The organism is Bacillus bingmayongensis (assembly GCF_000299035.1).
Classification (GTDB): Bacteria; Bacillota; Bacilli; order Bacillales; family Bacillaceae_G; genus Bacillus_A; species Bacillus_A bingmayongensis.
The window spans coordinates 18,652-40,479 of record NZ_JH921521.1; the positions used below are offsets into that span (position 1 = coordinate 18,652).

General features: G+C 35.1%; 20 protein-coding genes. 8 read left to right on the forward strand and 12 right to left on the reverse strand.

Going from position 1 to position 21,828, the window contains the following annotated elements:
- Nucleotides 1-21: 21 nt before the first annotated feature.
- From ntdP to Y7E_RS0125210, 3 genes are all read right to left on the reverse strand, one after another.
- The gene (gene ntdP / locus Y7E_RS0125200; RefSeq protein ID WP_017153982.1) at nucleotides 22-552 is read right to left on the reverse strand and encodes a nucleoside tri-diphosphate phosphatase; all 531 of its coding nucleotides are present in this window, start codon (nucleotides 550-552) and stop codon (nucleotides 22-24) included.
- Nucleotides 553-813: 261 nt separating this feature from the next.
- The gene (locus Y7E_RS0125205) at nucleotides 814-1,068 is read right to left on the reverse strand and encodes a YgaB family protein (RefSeq protein ID WP_017153983.1); all 255 of its coding nucleotides are present in this window, start codon (nucleotides 1,066-1,068) and stop codon (nucleotides 814-816) included.
- Between the two features lie 248 nt (nucleotides 1,069-1,316).
- Entirely contained in the window at nucleotides 1,317-1,604 is a 288-nt protein-coding gene (locus Y7E_RS0125210; protein WP_017153984.1) for a gamma-type small acid-soluble spore protein, read from the reverse strand.
- Nucleotides 1,605-1,728: 124 nt separating this feature from the next.
- Here Y7E_RS0125210 and Y7E_RS0125215 point away from each other — a divergent pair, with 124 nt between their 5' ends.
- Complete coding sequence (locus Y7E_RS0125215; RefSeq protein ID WP_017153985.1) at nucleotides 1,729-1,953, forward strand: hypothetical protein; 225 nt, start codon at nucleotides 1,729-1,731, stop codon at nucleotides 1,951-1,953.
- 37 nt (nucleotides 1,954-1,990) lie between these two features.
- On the opposite strand, the gene Y7E_RS0125220 is transcribed toward Y7E_RS0125215, so the two are convergent.
- Together Y7E_RS0125220 and mutY are read right to left on the reverse strand one after the other, a co-directional pair.
- The gene (locus tag Y7E_RS0125220) at nucleotides 1,991-7,297 is read right to left on the reverse strand and encodes a lamin tail domain-containing metallophosphoesterase family protein (protein WP_017153986.1); all 5,307 of its coding nucleotides are present in this window, start codon (nucleotides 7,295-7,297) and stop codon (nucleotides 1,991-1,993) included.
- 114 nt (nucleotides 7,298-7,411) lie between these two features.
- A complete protein-coding gene (gene mutY / locus Y7E_RS0125225; RefSeq protein ID WP_017153987.1) occupies nucleotides 7,412-8,506 on the reverse strand; it encodes an A/G-specific adenine glycosylase in 1,095 nt (364 codons plus the stop codon).
- 148 nt (nucleotides 8,507-8,654) lie between these two features.
- Here mutY and Y7E_RS0125230 point away from each other — a divergent pair, with 148 nt between their 5' ends.
- Nucleotides 8,655-9,635: a metal-dependent hydrolase gene (locus Y7E_RS0125230; RefSeq protein WP_017153988.1), complete on the forward strand. Its 981-nt coding sequence runs from the start codon at nucleotides 8,655-8,657 to the stop codon at nucleotides 9,633-9,635.
- Nucleotides 9,636-9,663: 28 nt separating this feature from the next.
- Here Y7E_RS0125230 and Y7E_RS0125235 read toward each other — a convergent pair whose 3' ends face one another.
- Nucleotides 9,664-9,930, reverse strand: coding sequence for a YfhJ family protein (locus Y7E_RS0125235; protein ID WP_017153989.1), 267 nt, complete (start codon nucleotides 9,928-9,930; stop codon nucleotides 9,664-9,666).
- Nucleotides 9,931-10,053: 123 nt separating this feature from the next.
- On the opposite strand from Y7E_RS0125235, the gene Y7E_RS0125240 reads away from it, so the two are divergent.
- Nucleotides 10,054-10,212: a small, acid-soluble spore protein K gene (locus Y7E_RS0125240; RefSeq protein ID WP_017153990.1), complete on the forward strand. Its 159-nt coding sequence runs from the start codon at nucleotides 10,054-10,056 to the stop codon at nucleotides 10,210-10,212.
- 59 nt (nucleotides 10,213-10,271) lie between these two features.
- Nucleotides 10,272-10,424: a YpzG family protein gene (locus Y7E_RS31060; protein ID WP_003194901.1), complete on the forward strand. Its 153-nt coding sequence runs from the start codon at nucleotides 10,272-10,274 to the stop codon at nucleotides 10,422-10,424.
- Nucleotides 10,425-10,487: 63 nt separating this feature from the next.
- Here the strand turns inward: Y7E_RS31060 and Y7E_RS0125250 are convergent, their stop codons facing one another.
- The gene (locus Y7E_RS0125250; protein WP_026049348.1) at nucleotides 10,488-10,805 is read right to left on the reverse strand and encodes a YfhH family protein; all 318 of its coding nucleotides are present in this window, start codon (nucleotides 10,803-10,805) and stop codon (nucleotides 10,488-10,490) included.
- Between the two features lie 9 nt (nucleotides 10,806-10,814).
- The gene (recX, locus tag Y7E_RS0125255; protein ID WP_017153992.1) at nucleotides 10,815-11,627 is read right to left on the reverse strand and encodes a recombination regulator RecX; all 813 of its coding nucleotides are present in this window, start codon (nucleotides 11,625-11,627) and stop codon (nucleotides 10,815-10,817) included.
- An 82-nt stretch (nucleotides 11,628-11,709) separates the two neighbouring features.
- Here recX and Y7E_RS0125260 point away from each other — a divergent pair, with 82 nt between their 5' ends.
- From Y7E_RS0125260 to Y7E_RS31065, 4 genes are all read left to right on the forward strand, one after another.
- Nucleotides 11,710-12,618, forward strand: coding sequence for a TIGR01777 family oxidoreductase (locus Y7E_RS0125260; RefSeq protein WP_017153993.1), 909 nt, complete (start codon nucleotides 11,710-11,712; stop codon nucleotides 12,616-12,618).
- A 76-nt stretch (nucleotides 12,619-12,694) separates the two neighbouring features.
- Nucleotides 12,695-13,825: an amidohydrolase gene (locus Y7E_RS0125265; protein ID WP_017153994.1), complete on the forward strand. Its 1,131-nt coding sequence runs from the start codon at nucleotides 12,695-12,697 to the stop codon at nucleotides 13,823-13,825.
- 241 nt (nucleotides 13,826-14,066) lie between these two features.
- On the forward strand, nucleotides 14,067-14,624 hold the full coding sequence (locus Y7E_RS0125270; RefSeq protein ID WP_000914731.1) for a GNAT family N-acetyltransferase: 558 nt from the start codon (nucleotides 14,067-14,069) through the stop codon (nucleotides 14,622-14,624).
- A 99-nt stretch (nucleotides 14,625-14,723) separates the two neighbouring features.
- Entirely contained in the window at nucleotides 14,724-14,843 is a 120-nt protein-coding gene (locus Y7E_RS31065; RefSeq protein ID WP_003194890.1) for a YfhE family protein, read from the forward strand.
- A 655-nt stretch (nucleotides 14,844-15,498) separates the two neighbouring features.
- On the opposite strand, the gene Y7E_RS0125280 is transcribed toward Y7E_RS31065, so the two are convergent.
- The 4 genes from Y7E_RS0125280 to Y7E_RS0125295 all read right to left on the reverse strand — a co-directional run bounded on the left by Y7E_RS0125280 (nucleotide 15,499) and on the right by Y7E_RS0125295 (nucleotide 21,767).
- A complete protein-coding gene (locus Y7E_RS0125280; RefSeq protein WP_017153995.1) occupies nucleotides 15,499-16,665 on the reverse strand; it encodes a diglucosyl diacylglycerol synthase in 1,167 nt (388 codons plus the stop codon).
- A 414-nt stretch (nucleotides 16,666-17,079) separates the two neighbouring features.
- Complete coding sequence (gene pflA, locus Y7E_RS0125285) at nucleotides 17,080-17,811, reverse strand: pyruvate formate-lyase-activating protein (RefSeq protein ID WP_017153996.1); 732 nt, start codon at nucleotides 17,809-17,811, stop codon at nucleotides 17,080-17,082.
- A 66-nt stretch (nucleotides 17,812-17,877) separates the two neighbouring features.
- On the reverse strand, nucleotides 17,878-20,127 hold the full coding sequence (gene pflB / locus Y7E_RS0125290) for a formate C-acetyltransferase (protein WP_017153997.1): 2,250 nt from the start codon (nucleotides 20,125-20,127) through the stop codon (nucleotides 17,878-17,880).
- 404 nt (nucleotides 20,128-20,531) lie between these two features.
- Nucleotides 20,532-21,767, reverse strand: coding sequence for a serine hydrolase domain-containing protein (locus Y7E_RS0125295; protein ID WP_017153998.1), 1,236 nt, complete (start codon nucleotides 21,765-21,767; stop codon nucleotides 20,532-20,534).
- Nucleotides 21,768-21,828: the final 61 nt, after the last annotated feature.

A 21,828-nucleotide genomic window follows, 5' to 3' on the forward strand; every position in this document is an offset into this window, starting at 1 on the left:
GAAAATCCCTGCAGGTTTGCTCTAATCTCTATACATTAAATACCGTTCATACCACATATCAACAAAGTCTGGCGCAAACGGCCCTTTTCTTTGATGAATCCACTGTGTTAAATACTCTACATTTCTTTTTAGTATCGTATCAATCACAGGAGGATAATTCATCATCTGACTATGCTTCTCATACTCGTCTTCATCTAAAAGTGTATATGTCATATCTGGATATACTTTAATATCTAAATCATAATCAATATACTTTAATGCTTCCGAATCATACGCAAATGGAGAACTTAAATTACAATAATAGTATACTCCCTCTTCTCTTAACATACCGATTACATTAAACCAATAATTTGAATGAAAATAACAAATTGCAGGCTCACGCGTAATCCATGTCCGACCATCTGATTCAGTTACTACAGTCCGATCATTTGCACCAATTACGAGACTTTGTGTCCCTTTTAAAATTGTAGTCTCTTCCCACATTCTATGAATGAAGCCATTATGTTTATAACTATGTATTTGTACTTTTTCTCCTTCTTTGGGAAATCCCATACGTGCTCCCTTCTTTCACTGTGAACGCTCTTCTAAAGTTGCCCTAACTAGTATCGTTCCTTTAAAAAACGTATTGAGCCGAATTCACTTTTTTTCTATTATAACTTTTTTGTCAAAATTTTAAAACTAAACCGATACAATCCAGCTTTCATAAACATGAATGAATTACTCCCCATTGACAAATCATGATGCAACAAAAAGCCCTTCTGCATAAATTTAGAAAGGGCTTTTCCAACTAAAGTATCAAAATATGTCACTTCTTTAGTTAGAAATTATTTTTTCAGTTTCAAAAGAATGAATCACTTCATTTGTTTGTTGCTCAAATTTTTCATGCAAAAGCTTCAAAGCTTGTTCTGTTTTGTATATTTCTTGACGAATAAAATGCAAATCTTTTTTATCGCACTTTCCTTGTTCACTTGTTTCGATCTGTTGGTACTTCTCTAGATGTGCTTGTAACTTCAGTAACTCATCCATTGTTTGCAACTGCTCTCCTACCAACTTATCAAATGAATTCATCATTTACCCCCTGTTTCCAATAAATTCTCATCATCTATTCATACAGGATACATCGCTACTAACTATTTTCTAATCTCCTACCTCCTTCTCCTTTGACTACATTTGTTGACTTATTAGAAGTTATGTCGGCTCTCTCCACAAAATTCTCAAAACAATCGAGTTGAATACCATTAGACTTTCACTAGTAAAAGATCATTCATTGCAAACAAAGAAAACACTTCTCTTGAATCGAGAAGTGTTTTTCTTTGTTATTGATTCGTGCTAGAAGATTGTGATTTTTTCGCTGCTGATTTTGCGTTTTGTTGTTTTACTGCTTGCACATCAGTGTCAGTTGCAAACTCTGTACCGTAGCTAGCATTTGCACTTTGAACACCAGCGCTAGAAGCCTGTGCTTTTTTTGCTTCTGATTGTGCATTTTGTTGTTTTACTGCTTGTACGTTTGTCTCAGTTGCAAACTCTGTACCATAGTTAGCATTTGTACTTTGAATGCTAGCGCCAGAAGTTGCTTTATTATATCCTTGTTGTTTTTTACTCATCTTTCTCACCTCCACAATTAATAATGTAACCAACCATCCTAAAAGATATCCGGAAAATTATTTTTTAATTGACGCATATATCTCTCTAGGCTCATTCAAACTACAGATGATGGAGGTGTACAGCATGTACGTTGGACGCGATATGACAGAACTATCTATGATTTCGAAAGAAGAATGGAAACAAGATGAATTAGCTTATTTTCACCATTCCTTACAGCAAATCATGCCTTATTTAAACGTAGAAGGCCAAACGATTTACAAAGAAATTATAAAAGAGATTGAATCTCGAGGTGGTCTTCAAAGAAGCGAAGCGGATTGGACGCACGGTACAAAAGTTTCTTATGATTAAAAAAACGTGTTCCCTAATTCGGGAACACGTTCCATCTTCAACCTTTTTTACCTGTTGTAAAGGACCAAACTGGTGAAGTTACTCGACCGCCATATCGATCTTCAACTTTTATATACCAATGATACATCGTATTTTCCTTTAAGTTCTCCCATTTCACTTTTGCGTTGCGCCAATTTGCCACAAAGTTATCTTTACCAATTACTTCATTCATGTACACGTTTACTTCTACATAGTCTGTTGCAACTTGTTTTATCGCAGGTTTCAAATCAACGTCTAATTCAAATTCATCTTTTCCTGGATACTCTTCTGGTTTATAAAAATTGTATTCATTTAAATATGGGGAGTACGTTTTAACATACATTTTGTTCGCAGTTGCATCAAATTGTAAGAGACGCATATAACCTTGTCCACCTTCTGGACCACCTTGATAATCCGCTAGCATTTGATATACTTTACGATCTGCGATTCCGTCTCCATTATCATCAATTTCATCAACTAATTTCTCACTATCATGATAATGTCCACTTAACACAGCTAACACATTTTTATTCGGTTTAACTACTTCATTAAAAAGTTTGTCACCAATTGGGCTGCGGTTACCTGATACAAGTAAATATTCATGTAATGATAAAATTGCCTTTCGATTTGGATATTTCTGCAATACTTCCTTCATCCATTGAATATCTTCATCTGTAACGCCCCATCCCATATACAGCATAATAAAGTCGTTTCCTTTTGCTGAAATCAAATCATAGTGTCCACGGTTATCCTTATAACTTTCACCGTAAAATGGCTTATCTTTAAAACGCCAATCCCCAAAATATTTCGAGTATGCTGTATAGTCTTCATCTTTATGATTTACATCGTGATTCCCAGCCAATACACCATACGGTACTTTCGCATTTTCAAGTACTTTCATATATTCGTCTGCGCGTTGCCATTGAAATTCTTGATATGATTTATCAACAAGATCTCCTGTATGGAATACATATTTAATATTTAATGGATCTTTTTGCGCAGCAATCCAGTCAACTTGACTTTTGTAAATATGTGGATAACTTTCAGAGTAATACTGTGTATCCGACATCCATACAAATGTGTAATCAAACTTATTTGGTGAACTTGGAATTTGGTCTTGCACGATTACACTTACTTTGTGATCTTTTACATATTCTTTCGCTAATACAGCACCTTTTAATTCAAAGTCCTTATCCCCAGCAATTTTCGATGTAAGTTCTGTCCATTTATTTGTCGCATGATTCCAAGCATACATCGTAACTTTTCTTCCTTCTAGAGAATGTCCATACCATTTTACTTCTACTGTATCTTCGTCTTTCACATCAGCAGCAACTGTTACATCAAAACGATGATATGGAAATTTCTCTGTTGATTCCGTTGTATAATATTTCCCATCTTTTTTACTAACCTTACTTAGCTGGTCTTGGTCAAAACTTTTCTCACCATTCACAGCAAAAGCTTGTGGTGGTTCTTGTTCTATCGCATTTTCGGTAATTTTTATACGATCCGTTTGATTCGGCTTATAAGTATATCCTTTATAAAATGTTGCTTTCATTGCATCATTTGTCGGATCGATTACTTTTGCTTCAAGCGTCGGATTCGTGCCCACATTTTCCTCTCCATCTTTAGGGGTAATTGGAGTAGGATCTGTTGGGTCCTCTGCCCAAGTTTCAAATAGAATTGTCTTTTCCTGCCGATTTCCTACTTGGTCCTCAGCTTCTACATGTAACTCATGCTTTCCTGCTTCTAATTGTGCAGATGATGTTTCATATGGAGTTATAATCTCTTTACCATCCAATATAACTTTTTTACTTTTCACTCCTGCTATATCATCTGTAACTGTTACATCAATTGGAATTTTCCCTTTATATTTTTTCTTGTTCTGCACTGTAGTAGAAATCTGTGGTGAAGTATTGTCAACTTGTACATTCGCAACAACTTCTTGATTCACACCATCTTGCACTGCAATTCGATGTTTTCCATCCTTCACTTGTTTTGTATCCCATAAATACGCATTCAAAATAAACTTGTCTTCTGGAACTTGGAATCCGAATGTAAATACCGGTGTTGATGTATCTCCATCACCAATTGATAATTCCTGATTTGGATTTGCAAAATTCGGATCATATAATGTCGTTCCATCTGCTAATACGAGGCGGACGTTTTTCAAATAAAAATCATCTTTGTTCTCTTCAACTCGATCGTCAAATGGTGATGTTTTTGTGCCAGATCGAATATCAATTTTGAACGGCTCATTATATTTAATTTTTGATTGATCAATTTTTACAGTTAATGTGACATAATCACTATACGTATCATCAAATACACGCAATACTTCATTCCCAATGGTAACTGCATTTTTAAAATACAAATCAGTTTGCTTCACATCGAAAGCGAAATAAGCAGGCTTCTCTAAAGCACGATATGTGTTCGTCTCTACTTTCTTTCCGTCCACTAAAAGCGAAAGTTGTTCAGCCCCCACCGACGAAGAGGTTCCTTTTAATAAAACTTGATTTGCGACCACTTCTTCATCCTGTACATTAAGGCGAAGAGGCCCCTTATCTTTCTCTCCAGCTATTTGTACTGAATACATATCACTTTTTACTACATTTAAACCATCAGAAGCTTCCAAGTAATATGTTATTTTCTCTTTCCCAATTAATTCAGGTGAGTAAATCGTATAATGATATTGTTTATCTGCACGGTCCTCTACTAAATTTTCAACTTTATATTCTGCATTTGGATTCGTTTTGTAATATAATTTCACACTTTTCAATTGTTCGTTATCAAGAACTGAAAAACTCAGTTTATGATCTTGAAATTCAGAAATTAGTCCTTCTGCCGCTTTATGTGAAATCGTCGGCGCAATCGTATCTTCTTTCAAGGCAACTCGTTCAGCTGGTACTTGCCCTTCTAATATAGTTCCAGGGGATGCATTATGTTCTGCGATACTAATCTTTTGCATAATTTGCGAGCCATCTTCAGGATAGCGATATAAAATTCCCTTATCGGCTTTCACATCTGCTTGGTTTGCTTGATCATTATAATAAGCAGCAGTAATTTCTTTCCCCGTCTTTGTTGCAACGACAATACCTCGTGCACTTCCATTCGCCATTCCATTTGAGTATATTCTAACAATATTTTTATTTTCTACTAAGTTCGCGCCAAATTGTTTATTAAAGTCAGCGACAGTTTTCTCATTGTTTTCACCATTTATAATCCAAAATACGAGAGATTTCCCTGATGGAATTACAACATCATCTGGAGTGGATCCCCAAATAAGATCCCCTTCTGGTCCTTCGGATGGATAACGATACCGAATTGTATAATCCTTAAAATTAATATCTTGCTTGCTATTGTTATATACTTCAATAAATTCATATCCATCTGCATTCCCGACATTTGTCGTGTCTGGGGTCACTTCAGTAATCAAAAATGGCGGTATACTTTGCGGGTCTACTTTTTTATGCTCTACTTTTGTTTCATAAGATTTTTCAATTGTTTTTTGATTACCTTGTACGACAATTTTATAGAATAACGAGTTTCCCCATAGCTCTTCCTGAGGAATTGTCACCTTATAAATATCGCCATTTCCTTCTTTATTCATCTGCAATTTTTTATGTGTTAACTTGCCATCTTGGGTATACAAAACAGCTACATTCTCTCCGCCTTTAATCGTTGCAGCAATAGTTAAATCTTCTGTTGCTGTATGAGTAGGGGATGCTGTATGCTCAATCTTAACGCCAACTTGTTCTGATTGTTTTACTGGTTCTAACGGCACTTGAAATGGTATTTGCACACCAGGTGTTCCTTTTTCAAACAAACCTACTTTTTGCATTTCAACACTTTCAGTTTTGTATGCATACGCGACACTCTGGCCAACCTTTACATCCTCTTTTCCATATGTTGCAGATGATAAAACAGTTCCGTACTGATCAGCAAATTGAATGGTTCTTCCAGCGCTATTAGACATTCCATCTGCTTCAATTTGAAGCACTTGTTCTTCATTTATATTCCCACCGTATGCTTGAATAAAATTTTGTTTTGATAACGCTGCATTCCCTTCATTTTTAATCCAAAACACTTTCGTTCCCTTTGATGAGATTGTCGCATTTTCTGTAAAATTCCAATCTTCACTTTCAGTTTCTGAATACTTATAAATAAGCTTATAATCTTTCAATTGTATTGCTTCACTTGAATTATTGTATATCTCTATAAATTCATATCTATCTTTCCCGTTCACATTTATCGTATCTGGCATTAGTTCCGTAATCATAACTGCCCTATTCTTTGTATAATCTTCGGTTTGATGCTCGATAGCACTTTTAAATTGTTCTTTTTCTGGAAATGTAATAACCTTTCCACTCTGTTCAATTTCAAACCAATATGTAAACGTATCAAACCAAATATCTAACTTTGGAACAACAGCAGAATACAAATTATTCTCACCTTTGTTCATTTCCAGTTTTTTCATTAACAGGCCGGAAGCACTACGGTACACAACGTTTACTTTTGCCTCATCGTATACACTCGCTAACTGAATTTCAATCGGTAAATCTTCATGTGCATTAATTTTCATTTTAGGTACATGAGCTGTTTCTTGTAATGGTTTTTCTTTTTGATTATTATCTTTTTGTGCCGGCTGCTTTTCTATCGTTTCTTTGGAGTCAGGTTGTATAGGTTCTGGTTGTGAAGCTTTTGGTGGTTCATGCTCTAGTTGTTTGGAGTCTGAGTGGACTGCCTCTTTTTGTGTGGCTTCTGTAGGTGCTTTTTCTTTTTCCTGCAATTGGAATGTAGTGTAAGTCCCAGGCGATGGTATTTCATTTTTTATCTCTTTCTTTGTTTCATTCCAAAAAGAATGAATTGATACATCTTTATTCTCTTTTTGTGTTTCAATAACATCTACCGTTTTATTTTTCTCATTCATTACTTCAATCTTAATTTGTTCACCACTTAAATCCTCAGTAGCAAATAATACATGACTTTCTTTTATTCCCGTCTTATAGCGCTCATTAATCTCATTAACTGTTTTATCTCCAAATAAGATTAACTTCGTTTCTTTTGGTTGTACAGATTGCTTTTCATCTTCATTCTTAAGTTGTAGCACTTTTCCATTGACCTTCAGTTGAACATTTCTCATATTCATAACTTTTGATGATGAGTTATACAATTCGATATAGCGTAGATCATCCGTATAATGAACTTCTGAAATGAGAACTTGCTGATCTTGTTCCTTCTCTTCTGCAAAAGTGACGTGGGCTGGCCCCGCTAATGTTTGAAGCAAGAAGGTCGCTACAACTGCTGAACGGATTGCTTTTTTAAACATTTCCTATCCCCCTGTAAATTTTTTATTACAACTTTCATTGTATTTTTCGTTTGTTAAGGAAATATGAAATATTTGTAAGGAATTATTATATTTATGTCGAAAAAACTCCAACCATTAAGGCTGCAGTTTTTTGACACATTCTTCATAAATTGTACGATGTGATTTAGAAAAAGGTAATCTCTCAAATTCTTCTCTAGATACAACTTTTAATGTATCCGTTTCTTTAATAGCCCTTGTTACTTTTCCATAAAATACAAATATATCCCATGTGCGGTGTGTGAACGTATGCTCAACATTCATTACATATTCATCAATTGAAACAGAAAGAGAAAAATTCTCTTTCATATAGTCAGAAAGCTGTTGTTTATGATTACGAATTCCTTCGCTAATCTCAACATTTGGAAACTCCCACATATTCGCAAGTAAACCTGTACTTGGTCTTTTATTAATTACATAATTTCCATCCTCTGTTTGTAGCACACCCGCGACAAGCGGCACCATTTTAGGAGCTTTCGCCTTACTTTTGACCGGCAACTCTTTCTGTACACCTTCTGCATAACCACGGCAGTGTTCTCGAACTGGACAAAGTAAACAAGCTGGATTTTTCGGAATACAAATGAGCGCACCTAGCTCCATTAAGCCTTGATTAAAATAGGACGGATTTTCCTTTGAAATGATTTCACGTACAATCTCTTCAAATACTTTTCGCGTCTTAGGTTTCGCAATATCATCCCAAACCGATAATATACGGGATAAAACACGCATGACATTTCCATCTACAGCTGGCTCTGGTATTCCATATGCAATACTTAAAATCGCACCTTTTGTATACGGACCAACACCTTTTAATTTTTCAATTTTTTTCACATCATTTGGTACTTTCCCGCCATATACTTCTTTTACTTCTTTCACTGCTGCATGTAAATTTCGTGCTCTAGAATAGTAACCGAGGCCTTCCCATGCTTTTAATACCTCTTCATCCTCTGCCGATGCCAATGCTTCTAACGTTGGGAACTTTCCCATAAAATTTGCGTAATATGGTTTTACAGCTTCTACTCGTGTTTGCTGCAACATAATCTCAGAAACCCAAACACGATACGGATCTTTATTTTTGCGCCACGGTAAGTCACGCTGTTCTTTTTCAAACCAACTAATTAAATCATGTTGAAACTTCTCTATGTTAAAATCGTCTAATATTTCAAGTGCCAAACTTGATCCTCCTCATTTTTTGCATATACGTACTATTATAAAGATTTTAGGAAAAAATTTAAGTAAGATGATATAGGAAATAGAAGGCAAATGCCTTGAGATATCGAATAAAAAGAGTTACATTAATAAAAAACGGAGGTGTGTTTTCATGGACACAGCCACTCACCTTGTTATGGGCGTCACATTAGGTGGTTTAGCAACATTAGATCCAGCCATTAGTCAGAGTGATTTCGGACCACAGGCAGTTATGCTTGCAACAATTGCCGGATCCAATATCCCTGATATTGATACCGTCTTAAAATTACGTAATAATGCGAAATATATACGAAACCATCGCGGAATTACTCATTCCATTCCTGCTGTTATTCTTTGGTCTTTCCTTATAAGTGGTATTTCTTTTGCCTTCTTTACAGAATCGTCCTATCTTCATCTACTACTTTGGTCATTTATTGCCGTCTTTCTTCACGTGTTTGTTGATATTTTTAACGCTTATGGTACGCAAGCATTACGGCCATTTACAAAAAAGTGGGTTGCGCTAGGTGTAATTAATACATTCGATGCCATAATCTTCTTTATTCACATACTTGCTATCGCTTGCATGCTCGTCGGCTCCCATAAAGGATACACTGCTTTAGCTGCATATATTTTAATGTTTGTCTACTATATTGGCCGGATTGTAATGAGACAAAATGTCAAAAGTGTAGTTTACAAACGATTTGAAAATGTCGAGGAAGTCATCATTTCTCCTTCCTACCGCTTTTATCATTATCATTTGGCAATTACTACAAAAGACAAATACTATGTTGCTCGTTGGCACCGCGGCCAGATTATGGTGCATGATACATTTGATCGTATTCCACTTCCAGATAATAAAATTATGTGGGCTGCACAAAAAGATGAAAACATTTCTGCTTTTTTATCTTTTTCACCTGTATATCGATGGGATATTTTTGATTACGACAACTATTATGAAGTGCGCTTTATCGATTTACGCTACCGTAGTAAAGACTATTACCCATTCGTTGCAATCGTCCAACTGGATCAAAATTTAAATATTATTAGTTCCTATACTGGATGGATTTTTAGTGAAGAAAAACTCCGTAAAAAATTAGAATTGATTCCACATTAAAAAGAGCGACCAACTTCGGTCGCTTTTCTTAATGCTTTAAATGATCGTCTTGATTAATTAAATGACTATATTTCGGATTATTCGTACGGATTTCATGAAGACGTTCACCATGGTTATTAATCCATGCTCTTACAATTTGTTCTGTCATTTCTTCACCTTGATAACGACCAGACTTTGCATACGTTACTTGGAAGTCCTCCCATAATAACTCAATCCATGCGCGTGCCTGAGCATAAGAAAGAAAGCTGTTTTTTTCAAGTAATACTTTTGTTAATGTTTCATAAATATCTTTCATGTTGTATTCTCTCCTTTTATTCATTTCTTCCCTTGATTTCTAAAGGATATTTTCTTTTATTTTGCACACTCTATAATTGATACTTCCTAACAAGTATCATTTTATAACGAGGGGGCGTTCTTCTTGGGTAAACAATCTGAAATTTGGTCTGAAGCTAGAAATAATAACAATATCGACGGTCAACCGAAAGCAAAAGATCGTTTTGCTTCAAAAAGACCTAACGGCACGATTAATACACACCCACAGGAACGTATGCGTGCCGCAAATCATCAGGAAGAGTAAAACAAATAGTCAGTTATAAAGGGTTATTTACAATTAACTTCCTACATGAGGTGATAAAGATGAGCTACCGTAATCATTTAGATCGTCGTTCTGAATTATTCAACCCTACCTGGGCACGTCCGAAACATGCAAAAGCGCAAGTAAATGGACAAACGCAACAAAATCAATCTCTCATTATCTTGGCGAACGAGATGAGAAAACGTCAAATTTAACTGTCTACCCCCTTTAATAACTACGAAAAATGAAAACCAGAGCAGCCAAGGCTCTCTGGTTTTTTATTTCTCTTGTAATAGCGAAATAGGAATACCAATTTCCTCTGTCTCATTTTGTTTACGTCCCCAAGCAAACACTCCATTGAAGTACGTAATCGTAAATAATATGCCCGGTTCTTCTATCAGTTCATACGTTTCACCAATCTGAAATGCGTTTATATCTGTCATATAAGCACGAGCCATTGCCATTTTTCTCATTAACACATCAAACTCATTTACTATACCAAGCTGTTCTGCCTTCACAGCCTGTTCTTTTAAAATGCCAATTTCCTCTCTTAGCTCATGTGGTGTCATCTCACTATAACGTTTTGGCATATTCATCATATTCTCTCATCCCTCTTCACGTTTCATTTGTAAAAATGTCTCTATCTCATCAATGGAAAATCCTTTTCGATATAATGCTTGTTTCATCTTATTTTCATATGTCCATCCATCATGCTTTTTATGCTTCTCATGATACTTATTCCCATGATATAACAACGCCTCTTGTTGCTGCGTTTCATCCTTTTCCTCTTTTAATTCTTCTAGGCAAATTTGAATCACATCACGATTATATCCTTTACGGACTAACATTTCTTCTAACTTTTGTTTCATTTGTAAAAAAGAATGCTTTTGATAAGACTTTTTCTTTTTTTCTACAAGCTCAAAGGCATTTTCAATTTGCTTCTCTTTCGGGTATTCTTGTAAACTATGAGTAATAATTATATCTTGGACACCTTTACCAAGAAGTTCCCGTCTAATAATAGTTGGTCCTTTTTGATTCACGTTACTATGCGTTCGCACATACGAAATGGCATACTCTTTATCATTAATATAGCGATCCTGTAATAATTTCGAAATAACTTCAGAGATGATGGCTTGTCCAACTTCCTTTTTTCGTAAGTACTCTTCTACTTCCTGTTTCGTCCGCATTTGATAGGATAAATAAGAAATTGCTTGCAAATATGCTTTCTGCACTTCTTCATTGTACAAAATATTTGCTAACTCTACTTCATTAATCTCTAATCCCTTTTGCAAACCGTGTTTGATTAAGGTTACTTGATTCACACTAAATCCGTATTCTTCACCTTGTCCTTTATCAATATAAATATTAAACCGTTCTTTCGTTCGTTTTTGTACTTCTATTTTTGTAATGACAGCCATATTCTTCACCTCGCTACTATTTTAACATAGTTACGGAACAATTTTGCTTTTCATGAATATATATAATGAGGAGGAAATTCAGTTGAAAATTGCAATTTCTGGGGGAACTGGTTTTATCGGTAATGCATTAGCAAATTTTTTAAGCCTAAAAGGGGGCACAATTTACATTCTTACCCGGAAAGAAAGAGAGAATCCTCTCAATTCTAACATTCAATACGTCCAATGGGATACGCACTCTCCTAACTTCCCTCTCACTTCTATTGATGTTGTTATTAATCTAGCCGGAGAATCTATTAACAATGGTCGATGGACAAAAAAGCAAAAAGAAAGAATTATAGTGAGTCGTCTTCATACAACAAATAGTCTCATTAAACAATTACAAACATTACAAAAGAAACCCCATACTTTTATAAACGCTAGCGCAATTGGCTATTACGGTACATCTGAAACAAAAATCTTTACCGAACAGAACAAAGAAAATGGCAGTGACTTTTTGGCAACCACAGTAAAACTATGGGAAGAAGCGGCCGCTCATGCAACTTCTCTCGGAATTCGAACTGTCTATACACGCTTTGGAATTGTTTTAGGAAAAGAGGGTGGTGCCCTTCCTAAAATGTTGCACCCCTATCAATTATTTATTGGTGGTACAATCGGCTCAGGCAATCAATGGCTATCTTGGATTCATCTAGATGATGTCATCCGCATGATTGATTTTGCAATAGACACAAAAGAAATAGAAGGACCTCTTAACATTACAGCGCCAAATCCTACAACAATGAAAGAGTTTGGAAAGACACTTTCAATTATCATGCGCCGCCCACATTGGCTTCCCGTTCCAGCCCTTGCACTACATGCTTTACTGGGAGAAATGAGTATGCTTGTACTACAAGGACAACATGTATTGCCTAACAAAGCAATGCAGCATGGATACCAATATTCTTTTCCCACATTAAAGCATGCATTACAAAATATTATATTGCATACACTGTAGTACTTCTAAAATACACCCATTAATATTGCTCTATTTACTAATTCAAAGGTTATTAGCCAATGGAAATGAGGTATTTATGAAAACGCTATTTAAGCAAGCCATTGTATATCCCATTACTTCTTCCAAATTTCAAGGAGATGTATTGGTTAAGCACAATCAAATCGCTGCGATAAAACCACATATTGAGTCAACTCAAGATATGACTGTTATTGATGCAAAAGCCCTTCACCTTTTACCAGGATTTATCGATGTGCATACTCATCTTGGCCTATATGATGAAGGTACTGGTTGGGCTGGAAATGACGCTAATGAAACATCTGAAGTATTGACACCACATATCCGTTCTTTAGATGGTATCCATCCTTTTGATATTGCTTTTCAAGATGCGGTTCAAAGTGGGATTACAACTGCACATGTTATGCCCGGAAGTCAAAATATTATCGGCGGGACAACATGTGTGATTAAAACCGCTGGAACCTGTATCGATCACATGATTATTCAGGAACCTGCAGGATTAAAAATTGCATTTGGAGAAAATCCAAAACGAGTTCATAGTAATGGTACAAAGGAATCAATTACTCGTATGGGAATTATGGGATTGCTTCGTGAATCTTTTTACGAAGCACAACATTATGGAAATGAAGCAGATTTTCGAATGCTCCCTATTCTAAAAGCACTGCGCCGGGAAATCCCAGTACGTATCCACGCTCATCGGGCAGATGATATTCTTTCCGCTCTTCGCTTTGCAAAAGAATTCAATCTTGATTTACGTATTGAACACTGCACAGAAGGACACTTTATTGTAAACGAGCTTGCCAATCAACACTTAAAAATATCTGTTGGCCCGACATTAACACGCCGATCAAAAATTGAACTAAAAAATAAATCATGGGATACGTACCATACTTTATCAAAGCATGGGATAGAAGTCTCTATCACAACAGACCACCCCTATACTCCAATTCAATATTTAAATGTTTGTGCAGCCATCGCTGTCAGGGAAGGATTAGATGAAAAAATTGCATTAGAAGGAATTACAATCCTCCCTGCTCGAAACTTACGTTTAGAGAAAAGAATTGGAAGTATTGAAGTCGGAAAAGATGCCGATCTTGTATTATGGACACATCATCCATTTCATTATTTAGCCAAGCCCGTACTAACTATGATTGACGGAAAAATAATTTACAAAAAAAATAAAAAAAACTAGTTTATTTTTTTGACTAGATAAAGTATTATACGATTATAAACTGAATGAAACCATAATCAATTTGTGTCGTGATTATTCATTTCAAATTGATGAATGGGGAAGGCAAATGGTGCGCCACCAGCGTTATAGACTGGTTCTAGTGGGTTCGATTCCCACCCCGAAATTTTTTAAAGATTGATATAAAAATTTCGAGGGTGGGGTGTTTTTTCGTCATGCTACCCTCATGTGAGGAGGAGTTAGTATGTTAAAAAAACGCGACTTACACGACAGCCACGTTCTATACGATTTAATGGTGGATCCTGCTGTCTTCCCTTTTGTGCGTCAAAAGGCTTATTCATATGAAGAGTTTTTGTTTTTAACAAAACAAACAATAGAAGCTGAAGAGCGTGGTGAATTAATTTCACGCACAATTCTAGATGAATGGGGAAACCCTATCGGCACGATTACTTTATTTGATGTGCAAGAAAAAGCTGGGTTTCTTGGCACATGGCTTGGAAAACCTTATCATGGCCAGGGGTATAATAAATTAGCAAAAGATGCTTTTTTCAGCGAGCTTTTCTATGAGTTAGATATTGAAACAATCTTTATGCGCATTCGCAAAGTAAATATTCGTTCGATGAAAGCAGCGGAAAAATTGTCATATGTAAACCTAGCAAATGAAACTAGAAAAGCTGTTTATGATCAAATTAACGCAAATGAGGAAGTATATAATTTATATGAGATTGTTAAAGATCAATATACACTTGCTACAATGCGTGACACTACATTCCAAGATACACATCATTTAAAAGAAGCGTAATATAACTAATTATAAAATGAACATACCTGTTTATCGTGTATATCTCTTTGTGTCATTGGAAACGATAGATAATAACTTTATGACACGAGGTGATCTGTAATGGATAGAAAGAAACGTGAAAAAGCAAGAAATACATTAAATAGTACACAAGAGGTTCTTTATCAGCGAGAATTTCGAAGAGCAGATCGTGCAGCAGGATATCGTCCTAAAGGTGTGTAATTATAAAGTGCAATTGTAATCGGCGGATCTTATCCCACATTAACGGGCTTTTACCGCCCGTTAATGTGGGATAAGGTGATACTTGAGAGGATTTTTTATCCTCTCCTACTAATTCATCCAATTTACTTTTTGGGTGATAAAGTAAAGATTTACTCCTTATATTATAAGGGGGATTTTTTGTGGAAAACTTTATCCACAGAATTAAAAGAATTGTGTATAAATTCAGCGATTCTTTTGGATTATTATAAAATTAATCACATGTACTGTGTTTAATTTGTGGGTATTTTTTCTGAAAATTGTGGATAATGTGGATATCATTGTTAATATTCCGACTTTACCGTCTATTGAAATCGCATTCTCTTGTGGATAACATACAACGGAAATATAAAGTGAAACTTTAATCAGTGGGGGTTTTCTTCATCCCACCGATTATTAGCCTTCACCAATCGGGCTTTTACGGGCAGTTGATCCCCCACCTAACTTCTTTACTTTTGCTGAATTTTGAGGTTGAGGTCTTACTGCCTGTTAATGCGGGATAAAAGCCTCCAACTTTATTAACTGTCAATGCATATATACCTTCTTACTAACTCTATTTCCTATACTGAATTTATACAAAACAAAAAACCCTCTTCCAAAATAAAAAGAGGGTTTCATATTACGTAAAAGATTGAGCAAGAGCTGGTGACTTAATTGGCATATGATTAGGCTGCACATGGTTTTCTTCTAAAATTGTATCTACAATGTGACAAGCTGGTTCTGGACGATAAATACTTTTCATCGCTTCTTTCATTTGCAGAAGCTTCATATCATCTTCTAATAGTGCCTTAGTTTTCGCAAAAACATCCTCATCTTCGCGAATTACAAGTGCAGCTCCTTTTTTTTCAAAATACATTGCATTTTCATTTTCTTGCCCTGGTACTGGTTTATATAAAATGACAGGTACTTGTAAAGCTGCCGCTTCACTTAATGTAATGCCTCCTGGTTTTGTAATCATACAAGAGGTAATACGGAATAACTCATCGATATTCTCTACATAACCAAATACTTTTAATGCTTCAGAATTTTGTTCCTCGAGTCCTAATAACTCTTGTTTTAAGGTTTCATTTTTCCCACAGACAACAGCTATTTGAAGATTAGGAACTGTCATAAATGATTGACATAATCCCTTTACATTTCCTAATACACCATGAGCACCTGCTACAATAAGTAAAATCTTTTTCTCACGAGATAAGTGATATTTACTATACAGGATTTCTGGATTAATAGTTAACTCGAAGTTTTTACGTATTGGAATCCCGGTTTCTACAATTCGCTCGGGAGGTACACCAATTTCAACCATTACTTTTTTCACATAATCTGTCGCTACAAAATAACGATCTACTTCACGATGAATCCATATTTTGTGTAAACAAAAATCCGTTAACACATTATAAACAGGAATTGTAAAACCTGTTTGTTTTTTTAATTCTGGTACTGCAATAATTGGAAATGTATTAATAACAATGTCTGGTTTTTCTGCATGTAATAGTGCTTTTAAACGTTTTCTCCCAAAATTTGCATACCACGACGCAATTTTCTTATCATAAATTTTTTCTACACCGTAATAAAATAAGCGATATAGCTCTTTACCTATTGTATAGCTTTTTAAGTATAAATATTTTGTGATATCTGTTATGACCGGATGTGATTCTCCAAATAAATCACAAACAATCACATCTTCAATCCCTTTTTGACGAAATGTTTGTTCTAATGTTTTTGCTACTTGCACATGACCATTACCGTAATGTGCAGTTAATATTAAAACCTTGGGGTTTTTTATCAAACAAATCCACTCCTAGCTTTTTCGCTTTCCCATATTGCATATACGACAATAGGAAAAACATTTTCCTAAAAAAAATTACATGTTTGGATTCCAACACTTTCATGTTAGCTATGTACCTGTCGTGGATATGCAAAGCATATAAGATTGACCCCTTAATCCTATCTGTGCTCATATCTTTATATTATACTTTCCTATAAGAGCTTTCGCAATAACTTACAAATGATCATACTTCATGATACTCGCCCTGCTACTTCTTAATTCTTGTTACTATTTGGTTTTCCCTTTACAATTATGTGAATTTATCCTTTTATTTCTTTACAAAAATATGGATATTCTACTCTCAGTATACTCTTTTCTTCAGATATACTCTAGATTTTATTAAAAGAAAACAAAAAGTCTAATCCCTGATTTGGATTAGACTGCTTGTAAAATATTTTTTGCATTTTGAACATTTTTTTCTGTTGGAGGTTCTACACCTTCAAGAGGATACTTATGTCCAAGTGCTTCCCATTTATATACACCCAGCTTGTGATACGGTAAGACTTCTACTTTCTTTACGTTAGAAAGACTTTGTATAAAGCTAGATAGTCTCTGTAAATCTTCTTCACTATCTGTAACACCTGGAACTAATACGTGTCTTACCCAAATTGGTTTCTCTTTATCAGATAAATAACGGGCAAATTGTAAAATGTGTTCATTCGGTTTACCGGTTAATTTACGATGCTTTTTAGAATCGATATGTTTTAAATCCAATAATACCAAATCTGTATAGTCCATTAAAATATCTAATTTTCTTTGGAACTCTGGCTCTTCAGAATAGCACCCTCCGGAAGAATCGATTGTCGTATGAATTCCGATTTCTTTACATTTCTTAAATAACTCAATCAAAAAGTCTAACTGCAGTAATGGCTCTCCACCGCTCACTGTAATGCCACCACCGGAAGCTTCAATAAAGGGAAGGTAACATGTAACATCCTGCATCACTTCTTCAACTGTTATTTCTTTTCCTTTACCAATTTCCCACGTATCAGCATTATGACAATATTGGCAGCGTAATAAGCACCCTTGTGTAAATATGACATAACGAATTCCTGGGCCATCAACAGTACCACAAGACTCTACAGAATGAATTCTTCCTTTTACCATGTTAACTTCCTCCTCTATTGAAACAGTCCCCCTCTGTTTTTATGAAAGCAGAGGGAAACTTTTTACTTACATACTTTCATGCATTGTACGGTTAATTACATCAATTTGTTGCTCACGAGTTAATTTAATAAAGTTAACAGCGTAACCAGATACACGAATTGTTAATTGTGGATATTTTTCAGGATGTTCCATTGCATCCATTAATGTTTCACGGTTAAATACGTTAATGTTTAAGTGATGTCCTTCTTTGACTGCATATCCATCAAGCATAGATACTAAGTTTCTAACTTGTACATCATCTTCTTTACCAAGTGCTTTTGGAATGATTGAGAATGTATTGGAAATACCATCTTGTGCATCCTCATATGGTAATTTCGCAACAGATAATAGTGATGCTAGTGCACCTTTTGTATCGCGTCCATGCATTGGGTTTGCACCTGGTGCAAATGGCTCACCAGTCCGGCGACCATCTGGAGTGTTACCTGTTTTCTTACCGTATACAACGTTAGATGTAATTGTTAAGATTGACATTGTATGAATAGAGTCACGGTATGTTTTATGTTTACGAAGCTTGTTCATAAATGTTTTCACAAGGTTTACTGCAATTTCATCTACACGGTCATCGTTGTTACCGTATTTAGGGAAATCACCTTCAATTTCAAAATCAACTGCAATGCCATTTTCATCACGAATTGGTTTTACTTTCGCATATTTAATCGCACTTAAAGAATCAGCTACTACAGATAGACCGGCAATACCTGTTGCCATTGTACGAAGAACCTCTGTATCATGAAGTGCCATTTCAATGCGTTCATAGCTATATTTGTCGTGCATATAGTGAATTACATTTAATGTATTTAAGTATAAATCTGCTAACCATTCCATTGTCATATCAAATTTATGCATTACTTCTTCATAATCTAATACTTCAGCAGTAATTGGTGCATATTCAGGTCCAACTTGCGCTTTTGTTTTCTCGTCTTTACCACCGTTAATTGCATATAATAGTGCTTTCGCTAAGTTTGCACGAGCTCCAAAGAATTGCATTTGTTTACCAATTCTCATTGCGGATACACAACATGCAATACCGTAGTCATCGCCATACTCTGGGCGCATAATATCATCGTTTTCATATTGAATTGCAGATGTATTGATAGACATTTTCGCACAGTAATTTTTAAATTTCTGTGGTAATTGTTTAGACCAAAGAACTGTTAAGTTTGGCTCTGGTGCTGCTCCTAAGTTATCTAATGTATGCAAGAAGCGGAATGAGTTTTTCGTTACTAATGGACGACCATCAAGTGCAATACCACCGATAGATTCAGTTACCCAAGTTGGATCACCAGAGAATAATTCATTATAATCAGGTGTTCTTGCGAATTTCACAAGACGTAATTTCATAATAAAGTGGTCGACAATCTCTTGTGCTGCTTCTTCTGTTAATGTACCGTTCTCTAAATCTCTTTCAATGAAGATGTCTAAGAATGTAGACGTACGGCCAAGACTCATTGCTGCGCCGTTTTGCTCTTTGATTGCTGCAAGATAAGCAAAGTATAACCATTGGAATGCTTCTTGTGCATTTGTTGCTGGTTTAGAAATATCAAAGCCATGAGAAGCTGCCATTTGTTTTAATTCTTGAAGTGCGCGAATTTGTTCAGAGATTTCTTCACGTAAACGCATTACTTCTTCACTCATGATGCTTCCAGTTAAATTTAAATCTGTTTTTTTCGCTTCAATTAAGTGATCTACACCGTATAATGCTACACGACGATAGTCACCGATAATACGACCACGGCCATATGCATCTGGAAGACCAGTAATAACACCTGATTTACGTGCTGCTTTCATTTCTGGTGTATAAGCATCGAATACACCTTGGTTATGAGTTTTACGCCAGTCTCTAAAAATATGACTTAACTCTTCATCCATTTTAAATCCATATGCTTCACAAGCTTGTTCCGCCATACGAATACCACCAAATGGTTGTAAAGAACGTTTAAATGGTTTGTCAGTTTGGAAACCAACTACTTTTTCAATATCTTTATTTAAGTATCCTGGACCATGCGATGTAATAGAAGAAACAATTTTTGTATCCATATCAAGGACGCCGCCATTGTCACGTTCTTGTTTTGTTAAATCCATTACTTGATCCCAAAGTTGTTTCGTTGCTTCTGTTGCTCCCGCTAAGAAAGATTCGTCCCCTTCGTAAACGTTTACATTATTTAAAATGAAATCGCGAACATCAATTTCTGCTTTCCATTTTTCACCTTTAAAGTTTGCCCATGCGTTTTTTACATTTTCTAATACTTGAGTCATCCTAATCTCCTCCATTTTTGATTAGTACAGGACTAAGATTTTTTATATAACAGCTTACACATTTAGAATACTACTTTTTTGAAAAAGCGAACGAGATAGTTGTGACATGTTTGTGAAATATTGAGCAAACTACTATACACATAGTGTTAACTTCAATTAAAACTCTTTTAAATTAACTCTTTCCTTAATTGTATTTTTTTGGTACCCTTATAAACGAATCCTATTCTGTAGTATAAAGAGTCATACCCATTTTAAACTGTAATACCCTTATCCCCTATTCTGTTATAGTTTTTTTAAAACAGAATAGAAAGAAGTGTACCTGTTTGGTACACTTCTTTTCATAATAAACTAAATATATCCCCTGATTAGATCAATACATAATTTGAAACAATAAAGATAGTCTCTTACACTTCAATATGCTGCAACATCGTATAAATATCATTATTAACCGTACCAAATGATTTAATGTTATTTTGAATATTAGATAATAAAATAACATACACATTACCACTTCTACTAAATCCATTTAAACAATTCCATCCCGGCATTACACCGTGATTAGAGTAACTTCCCGGATTTACATACCAACCAAATCCATAATCTTTTTTAAAGGCTGTAAACATTTGATCGTAGCTTTCTTTGGATATTAGCTTCCCAGAAAATAGCGCTTCATTAAATAAATATAAATCATTTGCACTCGTGTATATATCACCATTTCCATATAATTGTGACATGCTCGGAATAGCAGGTACTGTCATATTATTATTTACAATCTTATAACCAGTAGAAGGATACTTTGTTTTCTCTAATTCTGTACCAAAACCTGAATTTTTCATGCCTACAACATCAAAAATATGTTGTTTAATATATTCTTCTAACGGTTGTCCACTAACTTTCTCAACGATGTAACCAAGTATTGAGTAATTCGAATCCGAATACTTCCATTTTTCACCTGGATTAAATAAATGTTTTTGTTGTCCAATTCGCTTCAACAATTCCTCATGAGAAATATCATTTGCACCTGCCTCATATTCAGGAATTCCAGATGTGTGTGTCAATAGATGAACTAACTTAACTTCACTACCTCTTGGAAAATCAGGAATATATTTCGCTATTGTATCCTCTGTTTGAATTTTATTTTGATCTTTTAGCTGCATAATTGCTGTTGCTACAAAGGCCTTTGAAATCGAGCCAATATAAAATGTTGTTTCAGAATTATTTGGTATATTTTTTTCTCGATTTGCCAGCCCATATCCTTTATTTAAAAGTACTTTTCCGTTTTTCACGACAACTGCTGTCCCACTAAAACTTTTGCTCTTTAAATACTCGTCTAACTCAGCATTTTCATTAACTTCTTGTGGTTGTCCTTCGGCAACTTGTTCTGTTACCTTAGCTTGCTGTGGCTCTGCTGGAGACTTCGCTGGAGGCTGTTCTGATTGTTTCTGTTCTACTTGTTTTTGTACCGTTTCTTTCTTTGCTTCTGTCGTTGCTTTTAACGTGTTTTCTTTCTTATTATGTGAAGTAATTTTTGTATACACAAAATATACAAGCGAAAATAATACAATGAGAATGACCGCTCTTTTTATATATGTAATCGGTCGACGAGCTTTCATACTGACACTATCCTTTTCTTCATTCATGATTCTTTTTTTCCCCTTATTCACCAATAATTTAATCACTTCATAAAAAATATGCCCTCTA

Coding starts and splice junctions, on each gene's coding strand:
- Y7E_RS0125235 (WP_017153989.1), bottom strand. CDS start 9,930: ATGAAAGATATTTATGAAACATTAACAAAAGTATTACTTGAAAAAAAC.
- Y7E_RS31060 (WP_003194901.1), top strand. CDS start 10,272: ATGAGCTACCGTAATCATTTAGATCGTCGTTCTGAATTATTCAACCCT.
- pflA (WP_017153996.1), bottom strand. CDS start 17,811: ATGGTAAAAGGAAGAATTCATTCTGTAGAGTCTTGTGGTACTGTTGAT.
- Y7E_RS0125210 (WP_017153984.1), bottom strand. CDS start 1,604: ATGAGTAAAAAACAACAAGGATATAATAAAGCAACTTCTGGCGCTAGC.
- Y7E_RS0125270 (WP_000914731.1), top strand. CDS start 14,067: ATGTTAAAAAAACGCGACTTACACGACAGCCACGTTCTATACGATTTA.
- Y7E_RS0125250 (WP_026049348.1), bottom strand. CDS start 10,805: ATGAATATGCCAAAACGTTATAGTGAGATGACACCACATGAGCTAAGA.
- Y7E_RS0125205 (WP_017153983.1), bottom strand. CDS start 1,068: ATGAATTCATTTGATAAGTTGGTAGGAGAGCAGTTGCAAACAATGGAT.
- Y7E_RS31065 (WP_003194890.1), top strand. CDS start 14,724: ATGGATAGAAAGAAACGTGAAAAAGCAAGAAATACATTAAATAGTACA.
- ntdP (WP_017153982.1), bottom strand. CDS start 552: ATGGGATTTCCCAAAGAAGGAGAAAAAGTACAAATACATAGTTATAAA.
- Y7E_RS0125230 (WP_017153988.1), top strand. CDS start 8,655: ATGGACACAGCCACTCACCTTGTTATGGGCGTCACATTAGGTGGTTTA.
- pflB (WP_017153997.1), bottom strand. CDS start 20,127: ATGACTCAAGTATTAGAAAATGTAAAAAACGCATGGGCAAACTTTAAA.
- Y7E_RS0125220 (WP_017153986.1), bottom strand. CDS start 7,297: ATGTTTAAAAAAGCAATCCGTTCAGCAGTTGTAGCGACCTTCTTGCTT.
- Y7E_RS0125295 (WP_017153998.1), bottom strand. CDS start 21,767: ATGAATGAAGAAAAGGATAGTGTCAGTATGAAAGCTCGTCGACCGATT.
- recX (WP_017153992.1), bottom strand. CDS start 11,627: ATGGCTGTCATTACAAAAATAGAAGTACAAAAACGAACGAAAGAACGG.
- Y7E_RS0125265 (WP_017153994.1), top strand. CDS start 12,695: ATGAAAACGCTATTTAAGCAAGCCATTGTATATCCCATTACTTCTTCC.
- Y7E_RS0125215 (WP_017153985.1), top strand. CDS start 1,729: ATGTACGTTGGACGCGATATGACAGAACTATCTATGATTTCGAAAGAA.